The organism is Shewanella sp. 10N.286.52.B9 (genome assembly GCF_002873635.1).
In the GTDB taxonomy this organism is placed as follows: domain Bacteria; phylum Pseudomonadota; class Gammaproteobacteria; order Enterobacterales; family Shewanellaceae; genus Shewanella.
The window spans coordinates 1-22,982 of sequence record NZ_MCTY01000182.1; the positions used below are offsets into that span (position 1 = coordinate 1).

The 22,982-nt window shown below is 38.9% G+C and carries 8 protein-coding genes and 1 pseudogene; 4 read left to right on the forward strand and 5 right to left on the reverse strand.

The genetic code is table 11. The features are described 5' to 3' along the window. The 4 genes from BCU91_RS13215 to BCU91_RS13230 form a co-directional block, all read right to left on the reverse strand. A partial coding sequence (locus tag BCU91_RS13215; RefSeq protein WP_198590469.1) for an Ig-like domain-containing protein occupies positions 1 to 15,623 on the reverse strand: 15,623 nt, incomplete at its 3' end. A 491-nt stretch (positions 15,624 to 16,114) separates the two neighbouring features. Continuing rightward, positions 16,115 to 16,750: a GDYXXLXY domain-containing protein gene (locus BCU91_RS13220; protein WP_102531678.1), complete on the reverse strand. Its 636-nt coding sequence runs from the start codon at positions 16,748 to 16,750 to the stop codon at positions 16,115 to 16,117. Then, entirely contained in the window at positions 16,743 to 17,870 is a 1,128-nt protein-coding gene (locus BCU91_RS13225) for a DUF4401 domain-containing protein (RefSeq protein WP_102531679.1), read from the reverse strand. Before BCU91_RS13225 ends, BCU91_RS13220 begins: the two co-directional genes overlap by 8 nt. Next, positions 17,867 to 18,943: a DUF2157 domain-containing protein gene (locus BCU91_RS13230; protein ID WP_157936291.1), complete on the reverse strand. Its 1,077-nt coding sequence runs from the start codon at positions 18,941 to 18,943 to the stop codon at positions 17,867 to 17,869. The genes BCU91_RS13225 and BCU91_RS13230 overlap by 4 nt, the downstream gene beginning before the upstream one ends. A gap of 183 nt (positions 18,944 to 19,126) precedes the next feature. Here BCU91_RS13230 and BCU91_RS13235 point away from each other — a divergent pair, with 183 nt between their 5' ends. The 4 genes and pseudogenes from BCU91_RS13235 to BCU91_RS13250 form a co-directional block, all read left to right on the forward strand. Next, positions 19,127 to 19,429: a transposase gene (locus BCU91_RS13235; protein ID WP_102531681.1), complete on the forward strand. Its 303-nt coding sequence runs from the start codon at positions 19,127 to 19,129 to the stop codon at positions 19,427 to 19,429. After that, a complete protein-coding gene (locus tag BCU91_RS13240; protein WP_133126608.1) occupies positions 19,366 to 19,848 on the forward strand; it encodes an IS3 family transposase in 483 nt (160 codons plus the stop codon). The genes BCU91_RS13235 and BCU91_RS13240 overlap by 64 nt, the downstream gene beginning before the upstream one ends. A gap of 640 nt (positions 19,849 to 20,488) precedes the next feature. Then, complete coding sequence (gene ltrA, locus BCU91_RS13245; RefSeq protein WP_102531683.1) at positions 20,489 to 22,012, forward strand: group II intron reverse transcriptase/maturase; 1,524 nt, start codon at positions 20,489 to 20,491, stop codon at positions 22,010 to 22,012. 80 nt (positions 22,013 to 22,092) lie between these two features. Next, positions 22,093 to 22,508: pseudogene (locus BCU91_RS13250) on the forward strand (IS3 family transposase); the annotation flags it as partial. A 100-nt stretch (positions 22,509 to 22,608) separates the two neighbouring features. Here BCU91_RS13250 and BCU91_RS13260 read toward each other — a convergent pair. After that, positions 22,609 to 22,797 carry a hypothetical protein gene (locus BCU91_RS13260; RefSeq protein ID WP_102531686.1) on the reverse strand — a complete coding sequence of 63 codons (189 nt, stop codon included), beginning with the start codon at positions 22,795 to 22,797 and terminating at the stop codon, positions 22,609 to 22,611. Positions 22,798 to 22,982: the final 185 nt, after the last annotated feature.

A 22,982-nucleotide genomic window follows, 5' to 3' on the forward strand; every position in this document is an offset into this window, starting at 1 on the left:
TTATTAATCAAGATCTGTTCGTACAAATCTTCCATATCTTGATCATTATTTGAAATAGAGCCCCTTCCACCTACAATTAACGGACTATATGGATCGTTTATATCAGCAGAGAAAACAATGGTTTTATCTGGAATTGGAGAGTTGAAAATACTTTGGTTTGGGTATCCAGGTTGACTAAATAGTCCTGAAGCACCAATTGCGACTCCTGATTGCTTATCTACAAGTATTTGACTAGGTGCTGTTTGAGATACTTGAGTTTTACCTAATGCTTTTAAACCATAACCAAGCATAAGGTTACTCTGACTGAACTGAGCCCCACGGCTAGTTACACGGATAGATTTTGTGCCTGTAGGGTTTGCGGGTGCTGAGAACCTTAAGTGATTAGTAGACAGTACTTCAACATGATTTGCGGGAGCCGAGCCTACCCATACTTGTGTTCCCCCGGCAAGGCTAGAACCAGGTTCAAAGCCTTCTCCCCATAAGTCAATAAGCTCACTGCCTTTTACATCTGTCCATAAAGGCCTTGAAAAGTCAGTTTTCAGAATCGCATCAACCGCTACAGCACCTAGTAATTTAGCTGATATTTCAACCCCATTTATCGATAACTCTGCAACAAGATCATACAAACCTGCTTGTTTTATAATAGGGGATGTAAACTCAACAAGGAAAAGCGCATCATTATCTTCACCTTGGCTCACTTGCTGTATTTCAGCTAACTGGCCACCAAGATATAATGAAAAATCATCATACTTTTTAGGTAAACCAGATAAGGTTAAGCTCATCAGTTTTTGATCATTTATAAGCACACGCCTTGGTAACACATGATGAAGTTTTAAATTATCTAGCTGTTCCGGTAAAAAATTGAATGCAAAAGAGCTCGGTTTTTTAGTTTCATACAATGTAATCGAGCCGCCAGAAGCCAATGGCTTAACAGATTTAATCCCTGGTTTCACATTAACAAATAGCTTTTCTCCATCGGCGAGTTCAACAGTTGAAAACTTAGCTAAAATATCGTTATTAGTCACTGTAATATCACTGGAAACAGCGGAATTATCTGTGCGTTTAATCTCAACTTTTTGAGCGTTTTCTTCCCATAGATCAACTGCTTTATTAAACCTAAGATGAACTTGGGTCTGCATAGTACTATCAGGGCTAAGGATCTTACTTTTGGGTTCAACTGATATAATTTTTAACGCGATATCATTGTAACTACCAATTGAATATAATGGTTGCACGGTATCGCCATAATTCGAAACACCAAGAATGGCATAATCTGTCGTAACCAATACTTCCACATTTCTGCCGTGATCAACAAAACCATCAAGTTCTATCACATTATTTGGATCACTTATATCTAGTGCTTTTACTCCTTGTTCTCCAAGAGCGATATATAACACGTGTCCACTAATCGCAATATCATAAACATGACCATATTCATCTATTCGATTAATTAATACTGGCGCTTCTGCATTCGAAAAATCAATAATACTTAACCCTAAGTCACCTGATGAAGCATATGCATAAGTATCCTGTGTAACCACGTGAGAAGCAGGAATATTTATATGACTTATCTCACTTAAACCATCTAATGCAGAATTACTATATAAGTAAACACCTCCACTATTAACCTCTTGATTTTTTAGTGTATTAAGACTGAAATCAAATTCGCCAGCAGCTACAACATAATGACTCTTAGTGTCTGAGAGATTAATAGTTGTAACATCTAAGGCCTGATGCTCTGCTGATAAAGAAGCACTAGCGCTAAGGTATAATTTAGAATGCTGGTAGGTATCAACCAGCCCAACCCCTTTATTAGCCATAGCGATAACAGCTGATTGGTTCTCGACAAATAAACCTTTAGCAAATTCGCTACCTAGTTCTAATTGGTTAACTAGTGTGAATTGGCTAATATCGATGCTGTCTATTGCAAGAATAAATAACGCAGCTGATTCAGGCTCAGGATTTCCTGAAGAGTTGAGTTTCGCAGCTGTGACAAAAATTCGATCATTACTTTGCTCGAAGTATCCAGCTAATCCCAAAGCGGCATAACCATGAGGTAAACTATAATGCCCAACTAAGCTATCTTCACCCGCTTGTGCTTTAGATAAGTCTCTAAGGTATATCCCGTCTTTACCAGCTGCAGCAAATAAATAGTTTTGAGATGGATCAAGTAAGGTTTCATAGATCTTTCCCTTTCCTTGTACTTCAAAACTGCTAGGCATTCGATATTCAAAACCATCCCGTAGTGTCGCTATCCTGCCATCATCATATTTAACAGTAATATCAGCTTTTCCTAAAGCTCCACTAGGAGTTATCACACTAATTGTTTCAGCATCGATCACTTGAATATCGTTTGAATTAACCGTCACCCCTTCAAAATTAATTGATAGGCGCTCAATTCCTGGTTCAAAGCCTTGCCCAATGATCTGGATCTTATCACCACCTGCTACACTACCTATTTCTGGTTTTACAGAGGTGAGCTGTAATGCTTCCACGTAATTAATAGCACCGAGCTTCTTAGCATTAGCCCCCCCCTGAGACACGACAGTTAACATTGCAGCCCCTGATTCATTAGAAGGAACTAAAATACGATAACTAGTCCCCCCCGCAAGTACTTCGATAACTTGCGCAGCCTTTCCTGCTACATAAAAGTCAGGGGATTGCACCACTGATGAAAAAGACACGACTGTCTCTCCACCTTGTGTTGACAACGAGTGTGGTATGACTGTTTCAATTTCAAAAGGGGTATTAATTGCTGATGCTGTTGTAAAACTGTAGCTATAATTTAATAAGCCTTGAGTACGATAACTTAGCGGCTCTTCTTTCAATAAAACACGATAACGTTGTAATGGTTGGAGGTTTTGTTTTGGTTTTATAATAAATTCATTAGGATTGACTTGATTCCATTCAAAATCAACAGCGACAATTTCTCCACTATCAGTACCATCTTCTCTCACTAAGCTCATATATTTAGCCATGAAGGAATCAACAGCTTCACCAGCAAAATTAACATTACCTGTGAAGACAATATTAATGCTGCTATCAAGTGATACAGCTTGCTCATTAGGTAATGGGCTAACTGTTCTAATATCAATAGTATGGAGATCTATTAAGCTTAGCTTGTTGTTATAAAACGTAGACGCAAGTGACAACAAAGAAAGACCGTCATCAGTTTGCAATATCGGGCCAGGTACACAGCCAATATCGCATAAAGTTACTACGTCATGCAGACGGATCTGTCCTGTATCAGACAAATCATAAACAGGTAAATGAGTCCGGTATTCAGAAGGGCGTTCTTTAGGGTCAATCACCACTTCTTCAAGTGCTTGAGTGGCTATTGTTTCAGAAGTGGTTATCGCCATCACATCACCAGGTAATGTAAAACCGAAACCATTAAAAATTAACTGTCTTTTAGCTTTATCTAATTGAGCAAGGTCCCAATAAGAAACTTGCTCATGACTATTCACCATTTTAGCAGACAATGGTGTCAATGCGTTCGGTCCAGAAAGTGAATTCACAGCTAAAATAGGCAAGCTAGGTTGTGAGAGGTCATAAACCACACTAACAGTATTCTTACCTGATGCGCTCTTTATCGTCAGCCACATTTGATTTTCACGCACCGATAAGGCTTCAATAGACAGTGGTACTTGTTGACCTTTTAAGCTGACATTATCCCACGTTTTCAAAACAAAAGGCTTTGCGGGGCTACTGATATCAATAACCGCGATTCTATTCCCTGAGTGTGCAAGTAAAAGATTATCTTTTATCAAGATTTGTTTAGCTGCGTTATCAAACGGTAAAGAAATAGTAGCTAAGATACCTCGATTAACAGGAACTTCATTCTCACCAGGTAGCGCGAGCACTCTATCCATCACAAACAGATAAGAAAATGACTCAAAATCCATATCAATATAAGGGAAGTTACGACCTTGGGCAGAAATATAAATATGTTGCTCACCCAGAGCTAGCGCTGCAGGAACTACTGCTTGTGGTAAATCATAATAACCAAGGCCATGCATCGGTGCTGCATGGTTTAAGTTGTCGCGATCATAATGCACAAGCGAAATCCAACCCGGCGCGTAATATGTCGTCACATACTCAGCTTCAAAGATCTCAGATTCTGATTTTACATCCTTATCATTAATCCCCTTACCCAGTACGTATACCAGCGATAGTTCACTATCATTCGCTAAATCAACAATACCACCAGCAGGAAGCTTAACAGGGTCTAATAATGCTCCCCTTTCGCCACTGTTATACTCTTTAATCTCATCAATAGAAAGCGGCTCCTGTGTTTCTAGAGTTCTATCAACAACTAGTCCACCATAAAATAATGCTTTGGATAAAATGGCTATCCGACCACGTTGATCTGTAATCTCAATATCAACAAAACCACGGAAGTTATCTCCAAAATCAGGGACTCGCCAATCTAATTTTTCAGCACTGTACAAAGTAAGGCGATCACCGTCGACAAACTGTATGACTTCTCTGCCTTTACCATCAGCCCTGTAGGCTTTTAAGCGAATATTAGGGCTAAAACCATGGCCAACTAATGTCACAAGGTCATTTTGCCCTTGCTGACTCACACTCACAAATGGTGGTGATACAAATGAAATACGTAATTCATCTACATAGGTAAAGGCACCAGGTACAAACAAATCTACTACACCAGGGTTAATAAGGCGCAATGCCGCAGGGCCAGGGTAATTAGGAATAGTTGTCGCTTTAATAGTATCTAAAGCGTCTTCGGTTTCGGCCAGCTCCAGTTGGCTTATGGCTAAAGGAAAACCACCTAACTCTAGTTGAATACCTTCATCAAAATTACGCCCTTCAATAATAATTTCAGTTCCACCCGCTACATCCCCCTGAGCAGGTGTGATACTGATAAATTCTGGCACTTTTTCAGACAGCGCTGAAATAGTCGTAAAGCTAAACAAATAATCTTCAGGTAGCAGGTAGCCAGTAACAGGTTTCACACCTGCTTTTACACGTACAAAATAATGGCTATCTGGTTGAAGTTGATACTCACTTTTTAGTTTAGCTTCAACGACTCTAGTTGACAGCACACCATCAGCCAGCTCTTTGAAATTAATATCAAATTGATGAGTGATATCCAATCCAATATCAGGATGTCCTTGTGTCACAGTGAAGTATTCTTGCCATTCAATACTTTCAGTGATGGCTGCAGAAAAATGCACCGCAATATCTAAAGCAAACACACCTAAATTATTCGTTTCAGCTTTTGGTGAGTGCTCTATTATAGTAAGCGTTGGAAAATCTATTTCAGCAATACCTCGCTTTCCAGATGCAATTTGCACTCGTCCATTAGCTAAAGCTATATCAGTTGCTAAGTGATCGCTTTCTGTAGTAGGTCGATGAGTAATAACTGAACGACTAGGATCTATATGTTCTAATCCTATCTGTTCTAGTTCAATAATCTCAACGACACCTTCAATAGGCGTGCCTTCTTGATCAATATAGTATGTACTTACATATGCCTTTCCACCCACAACTTCAACATCATATGCCCCGGCAGAAATATAGTCCTCTCGACCAGGACGAATGACATATGTTTTTTCAATATGTATATTTGTAGGATCTTCAATATCAATGATATGAAGCGCTCCTGCGCCATCCCATTCACCCATATCAGTTACATAGGCCTTATTACCAACAATTTTTAACCTATTAGCAATTCCTGCGGTATCTAACGTTGCGATAACTGGCATTTGCGGACGTGATAAATCAGCAACAACAAGCCCCTGATAAGATGCTGTAATAAACGCATACTGCCCCTTCACTTTAACATCTCTAACAAAACCATCGGGCTTGATAAAACCGACATGATAAGGAGACCCAAGTTCAGCAATATTAATAACTTGAACTCCACCAGCCCCATTAGCAACGAGCGCAAGGTTACCTGCGGCCTCGATGCTGTAAGCATCGTTATACGGTAAATCGACTTTGCCAGCTAAAAGATAAGGAATGCCAAATTGCTCATCGGCATTGCGCTTATTAAACAGTAATAATTCAGCTTGTCTATCATCATATACATTGCCTGTTTCAGGGAATTCTTCAATTTCTTTATTAAGGTAATGGGTAAAGTCCGATGGACCAGTACATACTTCGCAAATGTCACCTGACTTCACTGCCAAGACAAGGTTATTTTGAGATTTTATACCTGTAATTGTTCCACGAAATATTTCAGCACTCCCATTAACTAAATCGGAGAAAATATATCTTTCGCCCTCTTCAGCAGGCTGTTGTTGATCATAAAAATCTGCAAGGAAAAGTCCCGTGTATGCTTTAGGAGTTTTATCACTATCAAATGATTTATTGCTCTCATAAAGACTAAAGTTTTGCAGGATATCCAACGACGAATGAGTAGACCAAGAACCTGATAAACTTTGTATTTCTTCTATAGAACCATATTGACTTAAATTACTGTAGTAGACCTGCTTTGCACTGTCTTTAGGAGATGATCGTCCTTCTATTTTAGCACCATCAGAAGGTAGCCAAAAACGATGCTCTGAAATAGGTAAAGAGACTTCATGTAAAGTTTCTAGCTCAACTTCATGTTTGTTTGTCACTACACGTGTAATTATTCTAACTCGTTCAGCACGCTTATTTTCATGGGAAAGAATGCGACCATCACTAAATTCAGCCCAATATAAATAGCTATGGTGATTGGGGTTACCAAGCTCTAATCCTAACTCATTAGCTCTATTATCATCGTAAGTTAGTTCTTTCTCTACACTAGCCAATGAATGCCATATTCCACTATTATCTTGGTATTCTCGAATCCACTCTTGCAGAACTTGTCGTTGTGAGATAGAACCTATATCTTTAATTATGACACTTGCTAATTGAGTTTCCCCACCAGAAAGGAGGTCGCCAGATGTAGGTGTGACACTTACAATTTCCGGCTCAATTGTATCCTCAACCACACCTAATTTGATAACTTGAGAAAAGCCAGCTTGATTTAATTTATCATATGCCACAACCTGAATAGCAACACCTGAAGCATCAACTGCTGGGAATAATGTCGCTTTATACCAATTATTAACACCTGAAAGACCGTCACCTTTATAGGCCTCTGATACTGTTGCGATAGGTAAGTCATCCATAAGGAAAACAACGCGATCAATTCCCTTTACACCTAGGTCATCCACAACTTCGGCAAAGACTTCAATTGAATTCCCTGAAATAATGTGACTTTGTTCGTTTACAGGTTTAATAATCGTTACTTCAGGTGCTTTGTCAGCAACAATCGTAAATGTTTTTGCAGTAGATAAAACAGATTCGTATCCATCCTGATCGGTTGCTATTGCCCTGTAACTTACTGTTGAACCTACAACTAAACTTTCAGCGTTTTGATCAAACTGGAATGGTGCTGCGCTATCAGTGCCTACGACAACATAATCACTATCATTTTGGGCATTAATGGCACGTAATAAGGTGATTTTATTTATACCTTTTTCAGCATCTGATGCTAAAACATTTATTACAAAATCTCTCCCACGAGTAATCTCTTCAAAATGGCTTTGTAGCTCACCATTACTATCCATCAGCTGAATGTTATCAACTACTGGTTTAGAATTAGCTCTTAACGAAAATTGTATTCTTTTCTGATTCTTATTGTTAGCACCATCAGAGGCAATAACTTCTAATGCCATTGGTAAACTATCAACATTTAGATTTTCACCAGTATAGCTATCAATAGTATCTAATTGGATGCGTCCAGAATATGGGGCACTAAACAGGTATTTCTGCGCGATCAGTTCTAAATCAGAAAGCGAACCATCAAGATCTTTATCCGCATAAAAATTCAGTAATAGATTACCCACCTCAACATTATCTGTAGCTTCAATGTAATACTCTAAAGATCCTTTCTCTGAAATGACTGCATTCTGAATTGGGGCGATGACAGATATCTCAGGAATGGATGAGTCTTCGTTAATAACAACGTTTACCGTTTGAGATGTCGCTAATCTAGGGGTTCCTGAGTATCTTTTTTCCGTTGCTGTTGCGGTAAAGCTAATGCTTTTACCCTTTTGTCCATATGGTACTTTAAGCAAAAACTCATATGGAGCTCGAGAAGCAATCAAGTTTTGTGGGCCAGTAATTAAGCCATCTACGGCAAGTCCTACTGTATCGATTGCTATATCATCAATAGCATTAATTTGAACCAAAATATGCTCACCTTCGAAATACTCTTTACTATTAAGAGGTGCCGCAATGTTAACTATCGGAGGTTCGTCCTCTTTGATCGTTACAATTAGTTTTTCTGTAGCAATGTGCAGATCAGGATCGTTGTTACTGGCCCCGTAAGTATCTAAAGCTTCGACTTCTAAAACTAGCTGATTAAAAACCGATTCCCCCAGTTCCGGAACGTCAAAAACAAAGGTATATGGACCGGACATTAACTTGCGTCGATATATTTCTTTATCGCCTTGAGTCACTTTTAAATTAACATAATGAATACCCACATCGTCATATGCATGAACATTCACTGCTAATTTACTACCTGAGACCACTCGCTCTAAGTTGGTAGGGGTAACAATATCTACAATAGGTCTTTCATCAACACGAATATTATATGATTGCTCAATTTGATATTCATTACCTGCATGATCCTTGGCTGTTAATTTAACCCAAAGGTCAAATCGATTGCTGTCATCAACAAGCACATCACTAAAGTGGTGGTATATTTCATTTATTTTAGGAATAGTGACAAGGTGTGAATAAATTGGAGTATCTATATTGCTTAATGTGATAGCTTCAAAATCTCTAGCTGGTATAGCATTAATAGTACGTATAGACGCACCATATTGTTGCTTTGAATAACCTTCAGTTGTTTTTATACCGTAAGCAGTTTTCAGACTAAGTTCTGCTACTTTAACATTGTCAAAACCTCTAAATTCAATAGGTAATGTACTTGCTTCTGTAACCAATGCAGTCCCAATCGGTGAAAGGATTGCTGCCTGAGGCTTTATTTCATCTTCAGCGCCAACAAATTGAATCTCATCACTTCCAATTGCTTGATCTCTATCTATAATTTCAGCAGTTAATGTTACATTTTGATTTGCACCGATAACTTCAATTGGAACAGCAACAATATATTCAGCTATAAGTATATTATTAGCATCAGAACGTGCATAGTCCTCAGCAATGTTGAGCCCATAATTATGTTCAAAGTCATCGTAAATTTCTTCTAATAACTGCAGATCAATCTCAGTTAATTCAGATGATAGATCTTCTTTGGGTACTGCTGCCAGTTCAATGCCATCAATAGCTATTTTTACTTTAGACTTATCCAAAGGCATATCATCAGTCATGATAACTCTAGCTTTAAGATTAAAACTACCAGCAGCAATATATTGGTCTTGCGCAGGTTGAGAAATACGAATACCAGGAACTATATTTGCTAAAGGATGTACATAAAAGCGTAATTGACTTTGCTGGCCGACATTATCAATAACTCGTAATTCATATTGCTGTGTTTTGGCATATTGAAAAGATACGGCTAATTGTGCGATATCTTTTATTGTTGGAAGTACATTACAGTCATGCTCATAATTTATACTTGCTTCAATAAACTCTAATCCATCTTCCAATAATCTGACTAGTTGTAATTCTTGTAAGCCTGAGTCATCAGTAATTAGATAATCTAAATTAAAAGTAGAGCCTTGTCTGACCCAGAATTCCCCATAGTTTAGTCGGGTTAAATCGTTGATCTCTCGATGAGAAACAAACTTTAACCAATTAATTTCAGGAACATTATTCCTTGAAACTGGCAACTCAATAGAATGTTCAGACTCATTTCCAGAAGGATCCTCAGCAACAACTCTCAACGTGGCAATACTCCCCACACTCAAGTCTTTATCAATGGGAAGTAAAAGTTCCTGCTGATTTTGCAGTAATAAACTTCCTTGTTCAGACAGTTTTTTATCATTTAAATAAATTGATAACTGACGAAGGTGAGCTGCGTTATCAGTCACACTAGCATTAAGTCGTACAACTTGGCCGGGAATTATAGTAGATGTTATGCTGGGTTCATTAATTTCAATTTCTGGAAATTCAACATCTTCCGAAATAGCAACTCGTAATGGATTAACCATAGGTTCGCGGTCAATTGTTGTAAAATTCCGATCAACTGCCATGGCATATATATCAAAATCATTACTAACATGACTTAATGGTAAAATACCTATTTCACCATGATTAAGATAAACATGATTAGTGTTATCTCCAGTACTTTTATTTAAACGGCTAAGGCTAATCCAAGATCTACTATTAGATTTAGAAAGATCCTTCAACTCAATTGACAACCTAACGTCTTCTCTTTGAACTGAGAAGAACTCAAGCTGCCCGGGGAATAAATCAACATCATCTTGTTTCTCAAGATCTAGCCTAATGCTTTTAATATACGGATGCTCACTCCCATCGCTATATAACGGCGTTATTATTGCTTCTGTAGTTCCATACGGGAATAATTCACGAATATTGAACCCTTCGCTCGCATTTACCGTTTTCTGCTGCCATAGCTGTGGACATTGGTTATTTGTTAAGTAACGGACTGATAACTCTATATCACTTTGAGAGTTCTCTTTATTCAATTCAATCCGATCATTTAAATTGATTTCTAAAGGCTGAATTTCCAATTCACCTGGGGTAAATTGAAAATAAGTCTTACCATTGATTTTAATTGACCAGCCTTCTACTGCTTCTGCATAAGAAAACCCGAGCCTCAAAGTATCATCTGATTTACTATCTATGTCTGTACCAGAATATCTTGAATACCAAGCTTGTCTATTCTGCTCTTGCAGACTAAAAGAGGTCGCGATAGAAGCTGATAATGTGGGCTCTTCAGCGCTAGCAAAGTCATCTACGAGTTCGGTTTGATAGAAGTAAATCCCACCATTAACTTTTGGCTCTGGTAATTGACCAGTAATTGATATTTCAGCAGGAGTATCTGGAATAATTTTAAAATTGTGACTAATAGAAGACTTGTTACCTTTATGGTCCCAAGCATCAATAATAATACTGATATTTTTACCTGATGCTTCAATGGGCGCAAACATTGAAAGGTCGATATTCAACGGAGATGTGATCCCATCAGATTCAATTTGTACAAATTTTTGATTTATATTTTGAGCTTCAATAATTGGATTATTTTCATTACCAGGAAAATATATCTTGTATGCCTCAACATTAACATCGTCTTCAATTGTCGCACTAAAGGGTACGATCTGATGTTCAACCACTTCATTTATTGGCGAAAGAACATTAATAGAAGGGGCGTTAATATCAGATCTAAAGCTGATTGGCATTGATAAAGAAGAAGATACATTGATTCCATTATCTTCAGCTCTTAGTACCAACTGATAAGATTTATCTTCACTACCCCACAATTCGGAAACTAATAACGGAAAACCAGTAACCTCTGAAAAGAATTGCTCTTTGACAATTGTTGAACCGATAGTAATTGGATCAGGTACCGACACTGTTTTAATTGAGTTTTCAATCGCTAAACTTTGCCATTCCAACTCAATTTCTTCATCATTATCATCAATAAGGACCGCATATACTTTATTGATATAAATATCATCTAATGCGTTCCCCTCAACTTTAAAACCTTCTCCAGGTAATAATACTTTCTCCTCTTCAGGTAAAAGCATGTTGACCAGAGGTGGATTAACATCATCAAGAGCCACAAGTTCGATGCGACTAACGCCGTGCTGATTATGGTTGTCAGTTGCGCTTACCTGTAACTCAACTTTTGAAGTTCCTGCTGCATTTGGAAAGCGTAAAGAAGTAGAAAACTCGAAAGTTTGCTCATTTGAATTAGCAGTCAAAACTTGTGAATCAGTAATAATATCGTCTACTAATATTGCAAATACTACTTCGGAGATATAACCGTCATCATCTATTTTTGCACTTGCTAAAAACTGTTCCCCTTCATAAAGTCTATCTCCACTTACAGGTGCTAGTATATCTACAATTGGAGCACTAGTGTCATTAACACTATAACTCCAACCGTTTTTTGTTTGATTTCCGAATACATCTTCAGCAGTAATTTCAAAAACAGCATTTTTCTCATCTGATAATTGGAAAGTTTTTGTTCTAGAAAAGCCTTGCTCAATATCTGTTACCGAATCAATTAATTTCCCATTTATATTTAACGAAGCTGATTTAATTAAAGATGCATCTTTAACTGCCCAAATAGCTTCTTGATTAACATCGTTGAGCAACTGGCTACCAATAAGAGGCTTTTCAATGCCTACAATTGGGCCATCATTATCTGCAACTATCTGAATAGGAAGTTCAAAAGCTTCAGAACTAAGTTCTGATTTATCGAAAGCTTCTGCTATCAAAAGTAAATTCTGTTCTTGGTTCGCAATTGTGAGAGATTGAAGCTCAATTTCAAATTTTGCTCCAGTATTGGCAGCAATAGTTAAACCTGATGAGTCATCAATTTCTCTTGTAAATAAAGATTCACCATTAGCATCATGTAACGCTATTCTTATTTTTTCTACAGCGACATCATCTTGAGCGATAACAGAAACATTTATTTTGTCATGAGCAGTAAATTTTTTCTTATTCAATTTTACATCTGATATTTTTGCTTTCTGATCTTCAGTTATTGCAATTTTAAGCGATGATTTAGATTCATTTCCTCTAGCATCTTTAACTGATGCACTGATTTGATAATAGTCAGCTTCGGCTCCATTCAAACCTTGATAATTTGGGAAGCGGGTATAAGCAACAATAGAAAATGCATTTGCTCCTCCAGGGATGTTTTGAATACTGATATCACTATCTGTAACAATATCTGAATCCTGGCCAGTTAAGAGGTATTGCGAGCCTGTTTTGCGTATACCTGATAACGTAAAACCTGTGACTCCAACATTATCGTAACCGCTAATTTTTATAAGCTCATCAGTACCTTCAACTACAGAAGCAACTGCCGTATCACCGACAACTCCAGTAACAGTGGGTGCAACAATGTGCATAACAGGTAACTGTTCATCAAACCCTAAAGTGACATGTACCGTTTGGCTTGTTCCATAATTGCCTCCAGAGTCTAATGCTTCTGCTCTAACCGCAACAGATTGAACCCCTTGCTCCAATGTTGGGGTCTGGTAGACCACATTGTAAGGAGGCGTGACATCTGTACCAATTTTAATATCATTAACATAAAAATCGACTTGCTTTACAGAAACATCATCACTTGCTGACGCCATTAACTCAACAGGTAAACCTGCTACCCAATTGGCTCCCTCAAGCGGTGTAGTCATAGCAATGGTTGGCGGCTGGTCGCTTTTGACACTCAATTGAATTATTTCAGACGTTGTAATAGCGCCGTGATAGTCAGATGCTGTTACGACTAAATCTAAGGTTTCCCCTAATAAATCCCCCTCAATATTTATTACTTCATCAACCAGAATAAACGGAGTGTTAAGGGTATATTTATACTGCTCATCTCTATCAATAATGCGGTTGTTGAATACGCTTTCCCCATTAATTTTTGCTTCGATTTGAGTTCCGTGTAGTAGTGTGTCGTCAGTCACTGTGAATATCAATCTCATCGCTTGACCAGCAATGACTGTTTGAGCTTGATGTGGGTGCGTAATTAGCAATTCTGTTGGTTTATTCTGCACAAGCCTAATTAAACGGCTTTCCGTTTCCGCAACCTTCCCTTGGCTATAAACCTTTGCAAATAATGAACGTGACGTTTCTTTTAGCGATGATTCTGGAGATTGAAGTTCTACACTCCATACTTCATAGAGATAGCTTTCAGTTCCCGATTGTGTTTCGACATCTCTAACTTCAAAGCCTGGTCTTAATACTTCTGCAGCCACGTCTCCATCAAGAATAAATTCAATTTTAGATAGTTTAGGTAATGAAATATTATGAGCTATTTTTAAAGGGCCAACTTCACGTGCTATTTGAAATTTAGTGGGAGAAGATGCAACGACAACCTGATTATCTAAAGGGTGCTCAAATTTCAGTTCTGAAATATCAAGCTCGACTTTATCTGCCACTACGACGGTTTTAATTGATGCTTCAGAATACTGTCCAGCAGAGTCAATGGCAAATGCCTCAAATTTTAAAGATTGGCCGTACATGTCTTGTGTTATTGGAAGTTGTAGTTGATATGGGGCTTTCAATATACTGCTAATAATTGAACCATTGAGTAATATATCTACCTTATGAATAGCGACGTCATCTTCAGCTGTAACACTAACACTGATGTCTTGGCCAACTTCAACTTTAGAGGAAACAGCTAGTTCAGCCTTTGGTAAAGCATCTTTTGCCACAATATTAATAGCACCTACAATGCTTGAATTACCTTCGACTCCAACTTTTAACGATATCGGGGCATTAGCAACAACAGTCTTTTGCGCTTTGACTGATGCCCCCGATAGACTCAAAATCCCTTCAGCTTCCTGAGGCAGTTGCAATAAAATTGGATATTGATCTGCTATTGGCACTCGAGAGTTATCATCAAAAACAGCTTCAATTTGAGGTAATTGATAATTTTTATTGAGTGAAGGCACCACGAAATCTTGCTCATCAAAACCTTTGAAGGCCAATCTAGCTAACTTTTTCGATAAGTCGACTCGGATTGGTACTGTAATTTCAGGAAGACCTGGATAAGATAATTTAATATTGCCAGAAGTATTTTCAACATTCGTATCTAGATATACCACACCAGAAGAATTAACATAAATTTCGCTCGGTTTATCAGAAATGTATGAAACGCCACGCCCTGCGCCCTGCACAACTGTCTCACCACGAAATTCAAACTGAATACTTGGTGTTATGGTCACAGACTGTAAAACGTCAGTAATGATAACTTCTTCTGGAAATACTCGCCAAGATAGTGCTTTCTCTTCAATATTACCTCCAGTGGTTTCGATTGAAGAAACAACACTTTTATTACCTGATGCATCAATCGCATATGCATCAATGAGGACAAGAGCATTATTTGCTATCTCTGCTTGAGTCAATTCACCAATGACAGGTATGTTTATAAAAAATTCAACCTGCTCATCTGATATGGGATATACCCTGTGATAACCACTAGTTGAAGCAAAGGCTAATGATTTAACCTGCTCAACGATACCGCCAACACTTCGAAGATCTGAAGCTTTAAACGCCGTAACATCAACTCCAAGGTAAGTTAGATCAATATTATCATTTGCGATAAAGGAAATCGTAAGTATTTGCTCATCTCCATCTTCACTAACTGATACAGAGGATAAGGCAATTGATGGAGCAACAAGTTCTTTTTGAAAAGTTTCAGTGAAAAGTTGAGTGGTGCCATCTTTAAAATTAACATTAACACTTGGTGATAAATACTGATTTTCATCTGCTGTAAATTGATACTGGCAGCTATTATTTGACTGGCTATCCGAAGAAGGGGTTATCTGCTGAAGACTTCCGGAAATCTGCGTTTCAACTGAAGCTACGCCAGAGCAATCATCCACCCAAAGTATATAATTTTGGGTATTTTGGTCTAACAAAATACCTGATGACCGAATATCTGCCTGTACTTGCCCAAAACTTACTCCACTGAAAAGCAAGAAAAACAGTACAAAAATCCCTTTAAGCATTTACCACTCCACACCCTAATCTAGTTAGGACATTAATGACGTAAATAGCGTCCAAATTGCTATTTATTTCTAAAATTCATAATTGAAGCGCAATGATAACATTGGAGTTACACAATTGGTAACATTTTACACACAAAAATCACAGCATATACACAGGTTATGTACTAAAGGGTTTACAATTTTCTCCAATGAAATTAGATCTATATTGACGTACTTGAATAAACATCTGTATTTCATAGTACAAACAAGTAATGCATTTTCAAGACAATCAATCACTACCTATTTTGAGTAATACAGTGACGTTTACTTACATTCACTGGCAATGCTGTCATTTAGCATGACAATCCAAATATTTAAGCATAATTAGTTTTTTTATCGAATTTTTCAAAAAAAAGTCCACTAATCTATCGATTAGAAGACATCATAAAAATAGAAATATGTTACTTAGTATCGACTAACCAATTTGAAGTAGTTAACTATGGTTCACTCTCTTATAAATTTTTCTTATCAGATATGAACTCGTATCTCAACGCATTCAGTTCAGCATCAAACATATTGGTTAATAGCACTTCACCCTGTTGATTGACTCTGAACTCACCGTACTTTGCAGCTTCATAGACACTGGCGTGACCTTCTTGAAAGAAAAAAGCATTGGTGGCGAATTTGATCCTGCCGTCTCTGACTCGATACTGTAAGCGCATTTCATCTGCTGCTAGCTCCTGCCCATCATATAAGGCTTTATAAGAGGCTATATTGCGTGAATCAACACTCACCACCACGTATCCGTCACTATTGGGTAGTGTTCGCCATTGTTGGTTAGTTTCAGCTTCTGTAAGGTTTTGCTCTGTTTGAACCAGTTCTCCTTGAATCAATTCTTCTTGAACCAGCTTTAGCGCACTGCGGATATCGTTACTCATTTTAAATCGCAGCGCCATGTAATCACCCTGCATTAGCGAGCGAGGATCGACTGGAGCAAGCTCAAGGTAGACCAGATCACCCTGTTTTATTTGTTGCTCTTTTTGATATATTTGCCAATTAATTAACCCCAGCATCAACACCAGAGTGCCGACCAAAATGATGGTGTTAAGACTTTTTATACCTGATGCTTTATTAGCAATATTAGTCATTTGTCAGCTCCTGATGCTTTGCTGTTAACTTGAGCATAATCCAACGTATTGCCAGTAAAAACACCCCCATGAACATTAATGTGAAGGACTTTTCTAATAAGCTGTAATGCAGGAAATAATAATAAGCCGACATGAACGCCAGTAATGAAATAATGCCTAGGCCAATGAGTAGCCGATTACTGGCTGAGAACCCAAGTACCAGCAGTAATATAGCGACATTGATGCCATGAGCCTCGAATGACAAAGCAGAGATAAGTAGACTTGTTGCAAGGACAATAGAACGAACTTTAGTGGGTAACTCTGGGTGTCGTTTAAGCAACTGCCACACTACATATAACGATACTAAAGCCATGAGAACATTACCCATCCAGGGGGAAGTGAGTAATTCATTTGCTAAACCAAAATCAACTAACTCATACCAGCCATATTGGAATGACATTAAACATGTTTGCAGTAATTGAGCTAATAAAAAGCCATAAGCTATAGGTCGTTTATTATCTAAAAAGGCGGCAAAAAAATGGGTTAGTTTATTAATGTGAGTTTGTTGGCTGGTACGGTCAAATTCATGCAACCATAGCCAACAAGCAGCGAATAGAACAAAACTCCCCCCAATAAATGGCAGCTGAAAAAGCGCTAAAGTGACGATGAAACAACAAGCACCAAACAAGGCTGAACAAAAGCGATGGATATCATTGGGCATAATGGCCATCAAACTAAATTGCAGTAGCGTAGTGAGTAACCAGCTGGTGTTATCGTCAAAATATAGAGTAAAACCATAGACGATGAGTATCTGCCCACTAAAACTAATAGCTAACGATAGGTGTTCTACAAATTCATTTTTATTACTCTTAAATAGCACATACGCCACTATAGTGAGTATCGTACCGACAATGAAAGCGCCTATCTCATTATCAAATATAAACTCCATACCAATGGCTAAGAAACCTAAAAAGAACAGCGCTGCAAACCAGCCTGAAATTGCCAATAATAACTTCACAAACCAAGGGGATTTTAGCTCAGGTTTTGCGGGTTGTTCACCAACAACCAGCCCATGTTGCAAAAAGGATTGCCATAGTGATGATTGACTATTTACTGGTGCCGTTTTCATTGAGTCATTCATGACTGCCACTCCTTATTGATTTTACGCAGCCAAATCGCTGAGCCCGCCGCCATGGCAATCATCATATTTGATATCAATAAAAAGCCAATTTCCCCGATTGCTTCTAACCAATGGGAGAGAACAAAACAAATCACTACAATATTCACCGACACCAATATGCCTGCCAGCATAAACAAATCTTGCTGGTATTTACGATAGCCCAAGTACATCGCTATTAACCACATAGGCCATATCATCACGGGGAGAATACCAATTTCACTGAAACCTGAACTAAGATAGCTCTCGTCACTGAAACCTAAAATACTGCCAACCATTAACCAGGAAATACAGGTTCCGCTGGCGATAGCTAATAAGCGTGGCGCCCAGCGAGCACTTAACCATGTATACCGCTGACTCAGTAATTCCCAGCAAGCCAACACCAGCGTATTAAAGAAGAATATTACCCAAAGCGAATTAAGTTCTTGATTGATAAAAAAGCCTAAAGTACCGCTAAAATTCATGTAATACAGCAAGATGGATAAGTTGATTAGCCCAATCCATAACATCCACAGTGCACTTAATCTGCCGATAATCACCCATGGGAGAATGAGCACAGCCCAATTAAAAAAGAGTTGCCAAGGATCGGCGCCGGTTTGATAGGTTTGCCCGAATAAGGCTAATAGCACCCCAAAGAATATCGCTGCCATAAATAACGGTACTTTAGTAACCGACTCTGACACCTTGGAAAATTTCGATGTTACTGAGCTTTTTATGATTGAATTGTCTGAGGATATTGATGCTTGGTGAGTAAGTGCATTCAACTTGTAATAGGCAGCAACGGCCAGTATCACTAATAATTCCACCAGCGCAAACTTAGCAAACTTGCCCATTTCGTCCCAATTAAAAGCAACAAAAAATAGCACCGAGAAAGTAATGGCTAATCCACCTAACCAAGCCAGTGACTGGATAAAAAAATTGAGCCAATCATTACTGCGCGGCTGAACTTGGCTAATGATAAGCGCATCGTTTATTTTATCTTTCTCAATTGCACCTTGCTCAATTAACTCAATTAATTGATGTCGATTTGATGTCATATTGAATCCATTCCAGTTGCTTCCATGTAAAGACATAGTTTATTGCTGCATTCACAGCCTAGCAGCGTTAATCAACCCATAATGAAGGTGTTAATGTTAGTCTTCGTACTTTGGGGTATTGTGGCTTAATGAATCTGTACACCGATATGGGGTAAACTCCCCTTAAGATAACTTGGTGTAAAAATGATGACAACTCAACCTACTTACTCAACAGAATTCAAAATTGATGCGGCTAACCTTGTGATTAAACAAGGCTATAGCGTTCGAGAAGCTTGTGAAGCAACAGGCGTAGGCCCAACGGCTATTAGGCGGTGGGTTGCGCAACTCAAAGAAGAATTTAGTGGTATTACGCCATCAGCAAAAGCGCTGACGCCCGAACAAAAGAGAATTCAAGAGCTTGAGGCTCAAATAAAGAAGATTGAATGGGAGAAAGATATCCTAAAAAAGGCTACCGCTCTCTTAATGCAAGACAACATCAAACGATAGCGTTAATTGAGTCATTATCAAGAGAGCAAAGCATTGTTAAACAACTATGTCAGTTGTTTGAAGTGCCACGAAGTAGCTATCACTATCACCTGAAACATCGCGGCATTGTTAATCCAGATTATCAGCGATTATGCCAGCAAGCTGTTGTGATACACAGTGATAGTCGAGGGTCTGCGGGGGCTAGAACCATTGCAGGTCAATTAAATCAGCAAGGCGAAAATATCGGTCGCTATAAAGCGGCAGGTTTGATGAAACATGCTGGATTGGTGAGTGCTCAGCTCAGAAAACATCGATACAAAATAGCGAAAGATGAATCTAAATTTGCCCCTAACCTGCTCAAAAGGCAGTTTAATGTTAAAGCTAAAAACCAGGTTTGGTGTGGCGATGTCACCTATAGTGTGCCCGGAGTTCAGCACTAGCATGGAATGCTTTAAGGAACCACGAGTCTATCTGAAATACATGAACACTACGGCAGGAGCTACATTGTTTATGGCACTATCTGGTTGTGCAGATAGTTGAGTCTGAGCGGCAGTGACTTATCGTATGCTGATAAGGTGATGTAACTCGCTGACAACGGGGAGTGAGGCGAATTCGTTAAGCCAAGATGCTCCTCTAGACTAAGTATTGGACGGATGAAGAACATGAACCGATTAACCCGCATCTATGGGCTGAAACGTCGCCATTGCCTACACGAATTAACAGGTAATATGGTGCAGTAATAGTGCTAAATGTATGGGCGCTATTGCCGAATTAATGAGTAATAAATATGTACTTATTAATGGATAAACGCTAAATCACAATTCTGCGTTTAAGCATCATCACCTTACAGCACGATAAGGTCAAAGACTGCGATCGGCATCCACCCCAATATGTTCGAGTTCAGGTAGGTAAACCGGGGAAGGTTTGTTTTGAATGCTAAGGGAGCATGACCCTGATGACAAACAAACTGGCGGAGTGTTCGTAGTAGTCTGAGATGGGGAAAGCCCATTACATGGCGAAGGGACACAGTTTAATTGATTTGCGTGAGCAAATTACCTGACCTTAATGAGGTGAAGACCTTTGATAATCAGCGAAATGCAACGCAAATTAGCAACATGGACAGCAACCGATAAAGCGCACCGCGTTAATCGACTGCTGCGCCTTATCAGTCACCCGCATTGGCTTCGCCAAGCGGCTGAAGTAACGCTTTCTTCAAAAGGTGCTAAAACGCCTGGTGTTGATGGACTAACAAAGATTCATATACAGGCTAATTTGGCTGGTTATCTTGATGAGATCAGAAATAATCTGCTGTCAGGTAACTATCAACCGATGCCTGCTAGACGGATCTATATCCCCAAGGCCAATGGAAAGCTACGTCCTTTAGGTATACCAACGCTTAGGGACAGAATAGTTCAACGTGCCATGCTCATGGCAATGGAGCCGATATGGGAAAATGATTTTCATTCGTTGTCCTATGGCTTTAGACCAGAGCGCAGTGTCCATCACGCCATTCGCACGGTTAAACTACAAATGACCGAATCCAATGAGCCTAGAGGTCGCTGGATAATTGAAGGAGACTTATCAAGCTATTTTGATACAGTTCACCATCGATTATTGATGAAATGTGTTCGTAAACGGATCAACTGCCGTCGATTTAATGATTTGCTTTGGCGCTTCATTAAAGCTGGACACATTGAACGTAACCTATTTTGTGCAACAAGCGAAGGCGTACCACAAGGTGGTGTAACTTCTCCGTTATTGTCAAACATAATGCTTAATGAGTTCGATCAATATTTGGATAAATGTTACTTGAGCAAGAAAGCCCGTAAAGACCGCTGGTACTGGAATCACAGTATCAAAATCAAGCGAAAACCTGCGGTTGAGGAAAACAGACAATGGAAACCTGCCGTTGCTTATTGCCGTTATGCTGATGACTTTCTAGTGATTGTCAAAGGCAATAAACAACAAGCAGAGGCAATTCGGGACCAATGTCGACACTTCTTAGAAGGTAAGCTGCAACTCACGTTAAATATGGATAAAACGCATATTACACATGTGAATGACGGTTTTATATTTCTCGGACATAGGATCATTCGAAAGCGTGGGCCTAAGGGAAATATGCGAGTGGTGTCTGGTATTCCAAACGGTAAAGCCAAAGCATTTTCTCATTCATTGAGTCAGGCTTTATCAGGGGATCATAGCTGTAGCAAGATAGACAAAGTGGAACAACTCAATCGCAAACTTAAGGGTTGGGCACAATTTTATCGACATACTGATTACACCGCGAAAGTTTACAGCAAAATTGATCGTATTATTTTCTGGAAACTCGCTAAGTGGTTGGCTAGGAAATATCGTTGTTCGATTAAATCGTTAATGATGAAATGGATCAAACGTCCGACACCAAATCAGGCAACGACATGGGTGTTATTTGGTAAAAGCAATCGTGGAAATTTATGTGGCGCGTCACTATTTAGATTAGTGAGTAGCCCTAAATTACCCTTTAGATGGCGATCACCAGAAGCAAACCCCTACCTCAGAGATGAAATTAGAAATACTGTCACGTCTCGCGATAGCGATGTTGCCATGGCTGTTAGCCACAATTAAACGGAGAGCCGTATGCGCTGAAAGGTGCACGTACGGTTCGGAGAGGAGAAGCAGAGAAATAGTTCGACTACGCTCTGCCTCTTACTCTACTTTGGTCTGGAACAAAATGGTTATATTTAGCGGTAGTCATGGATTTATATGCGAGGAAAGTGGTTGACTGGGCTTGTGCTGATAGTCCGAATACAGATTTGACCTGCGCTGCTTTGAGAATGGCTTTTGAAAGTCGTGGACGGCCTAAAGGTCTATTATTTCATTCAGACCAAGGTTGTCACTACAGCAGTCTTCAATATCGACAAATGCTCTGGAAATATCAAATTAATCAGAGCATGAGCCGTCGAGGGAATTGCTGGGATAATGCCGTAATGGAGCGTTTTTTAGAAGCTATAAAACGGAATGGATGCCAAAGAACGGATATCAACATTTTGATGAAGCAAAGCATGATGTGTTGAACTACATATTGAAACATTACAATACAAAACGCGGGCATAGTTACAATAAATTATATGGGCCCAACGGCAGCTGAAATGGCGGCATAAGAAAATCCCCCTAAGTGTGTACAGATTTACTTGACCACATCAGTGAAATAACCTCTGTGGTTATTCGCTCAACTTCTTGCCTATCAAGCTTGGTACATCATCCAAGATGTCGAGATAATCAATCCCGAGCGCGGGAATATTACGCCTTTTAATGCCGAACTCTTCAAAATCACGTTGCAGTACGCGCTTTCTAATCTCATTAATAATGGCATCATTTGAGTTGCCCCAATTGTTTCCATTCCCACTCATAAACTTTATACACTTTCTATTAAATCAATGTGATTGAATACAATAACATTTACTAAGTGCTGAGTTCATCAAAATAGTTATTAGAAAATAGAAATAGCAGCAATGGGAAATTAGATAGCAAAAAGCCCGCTTATCTTTCGATAAACGGGCTTTTAATTTATGAGGTGAGCTGGCCGATAAGCCGG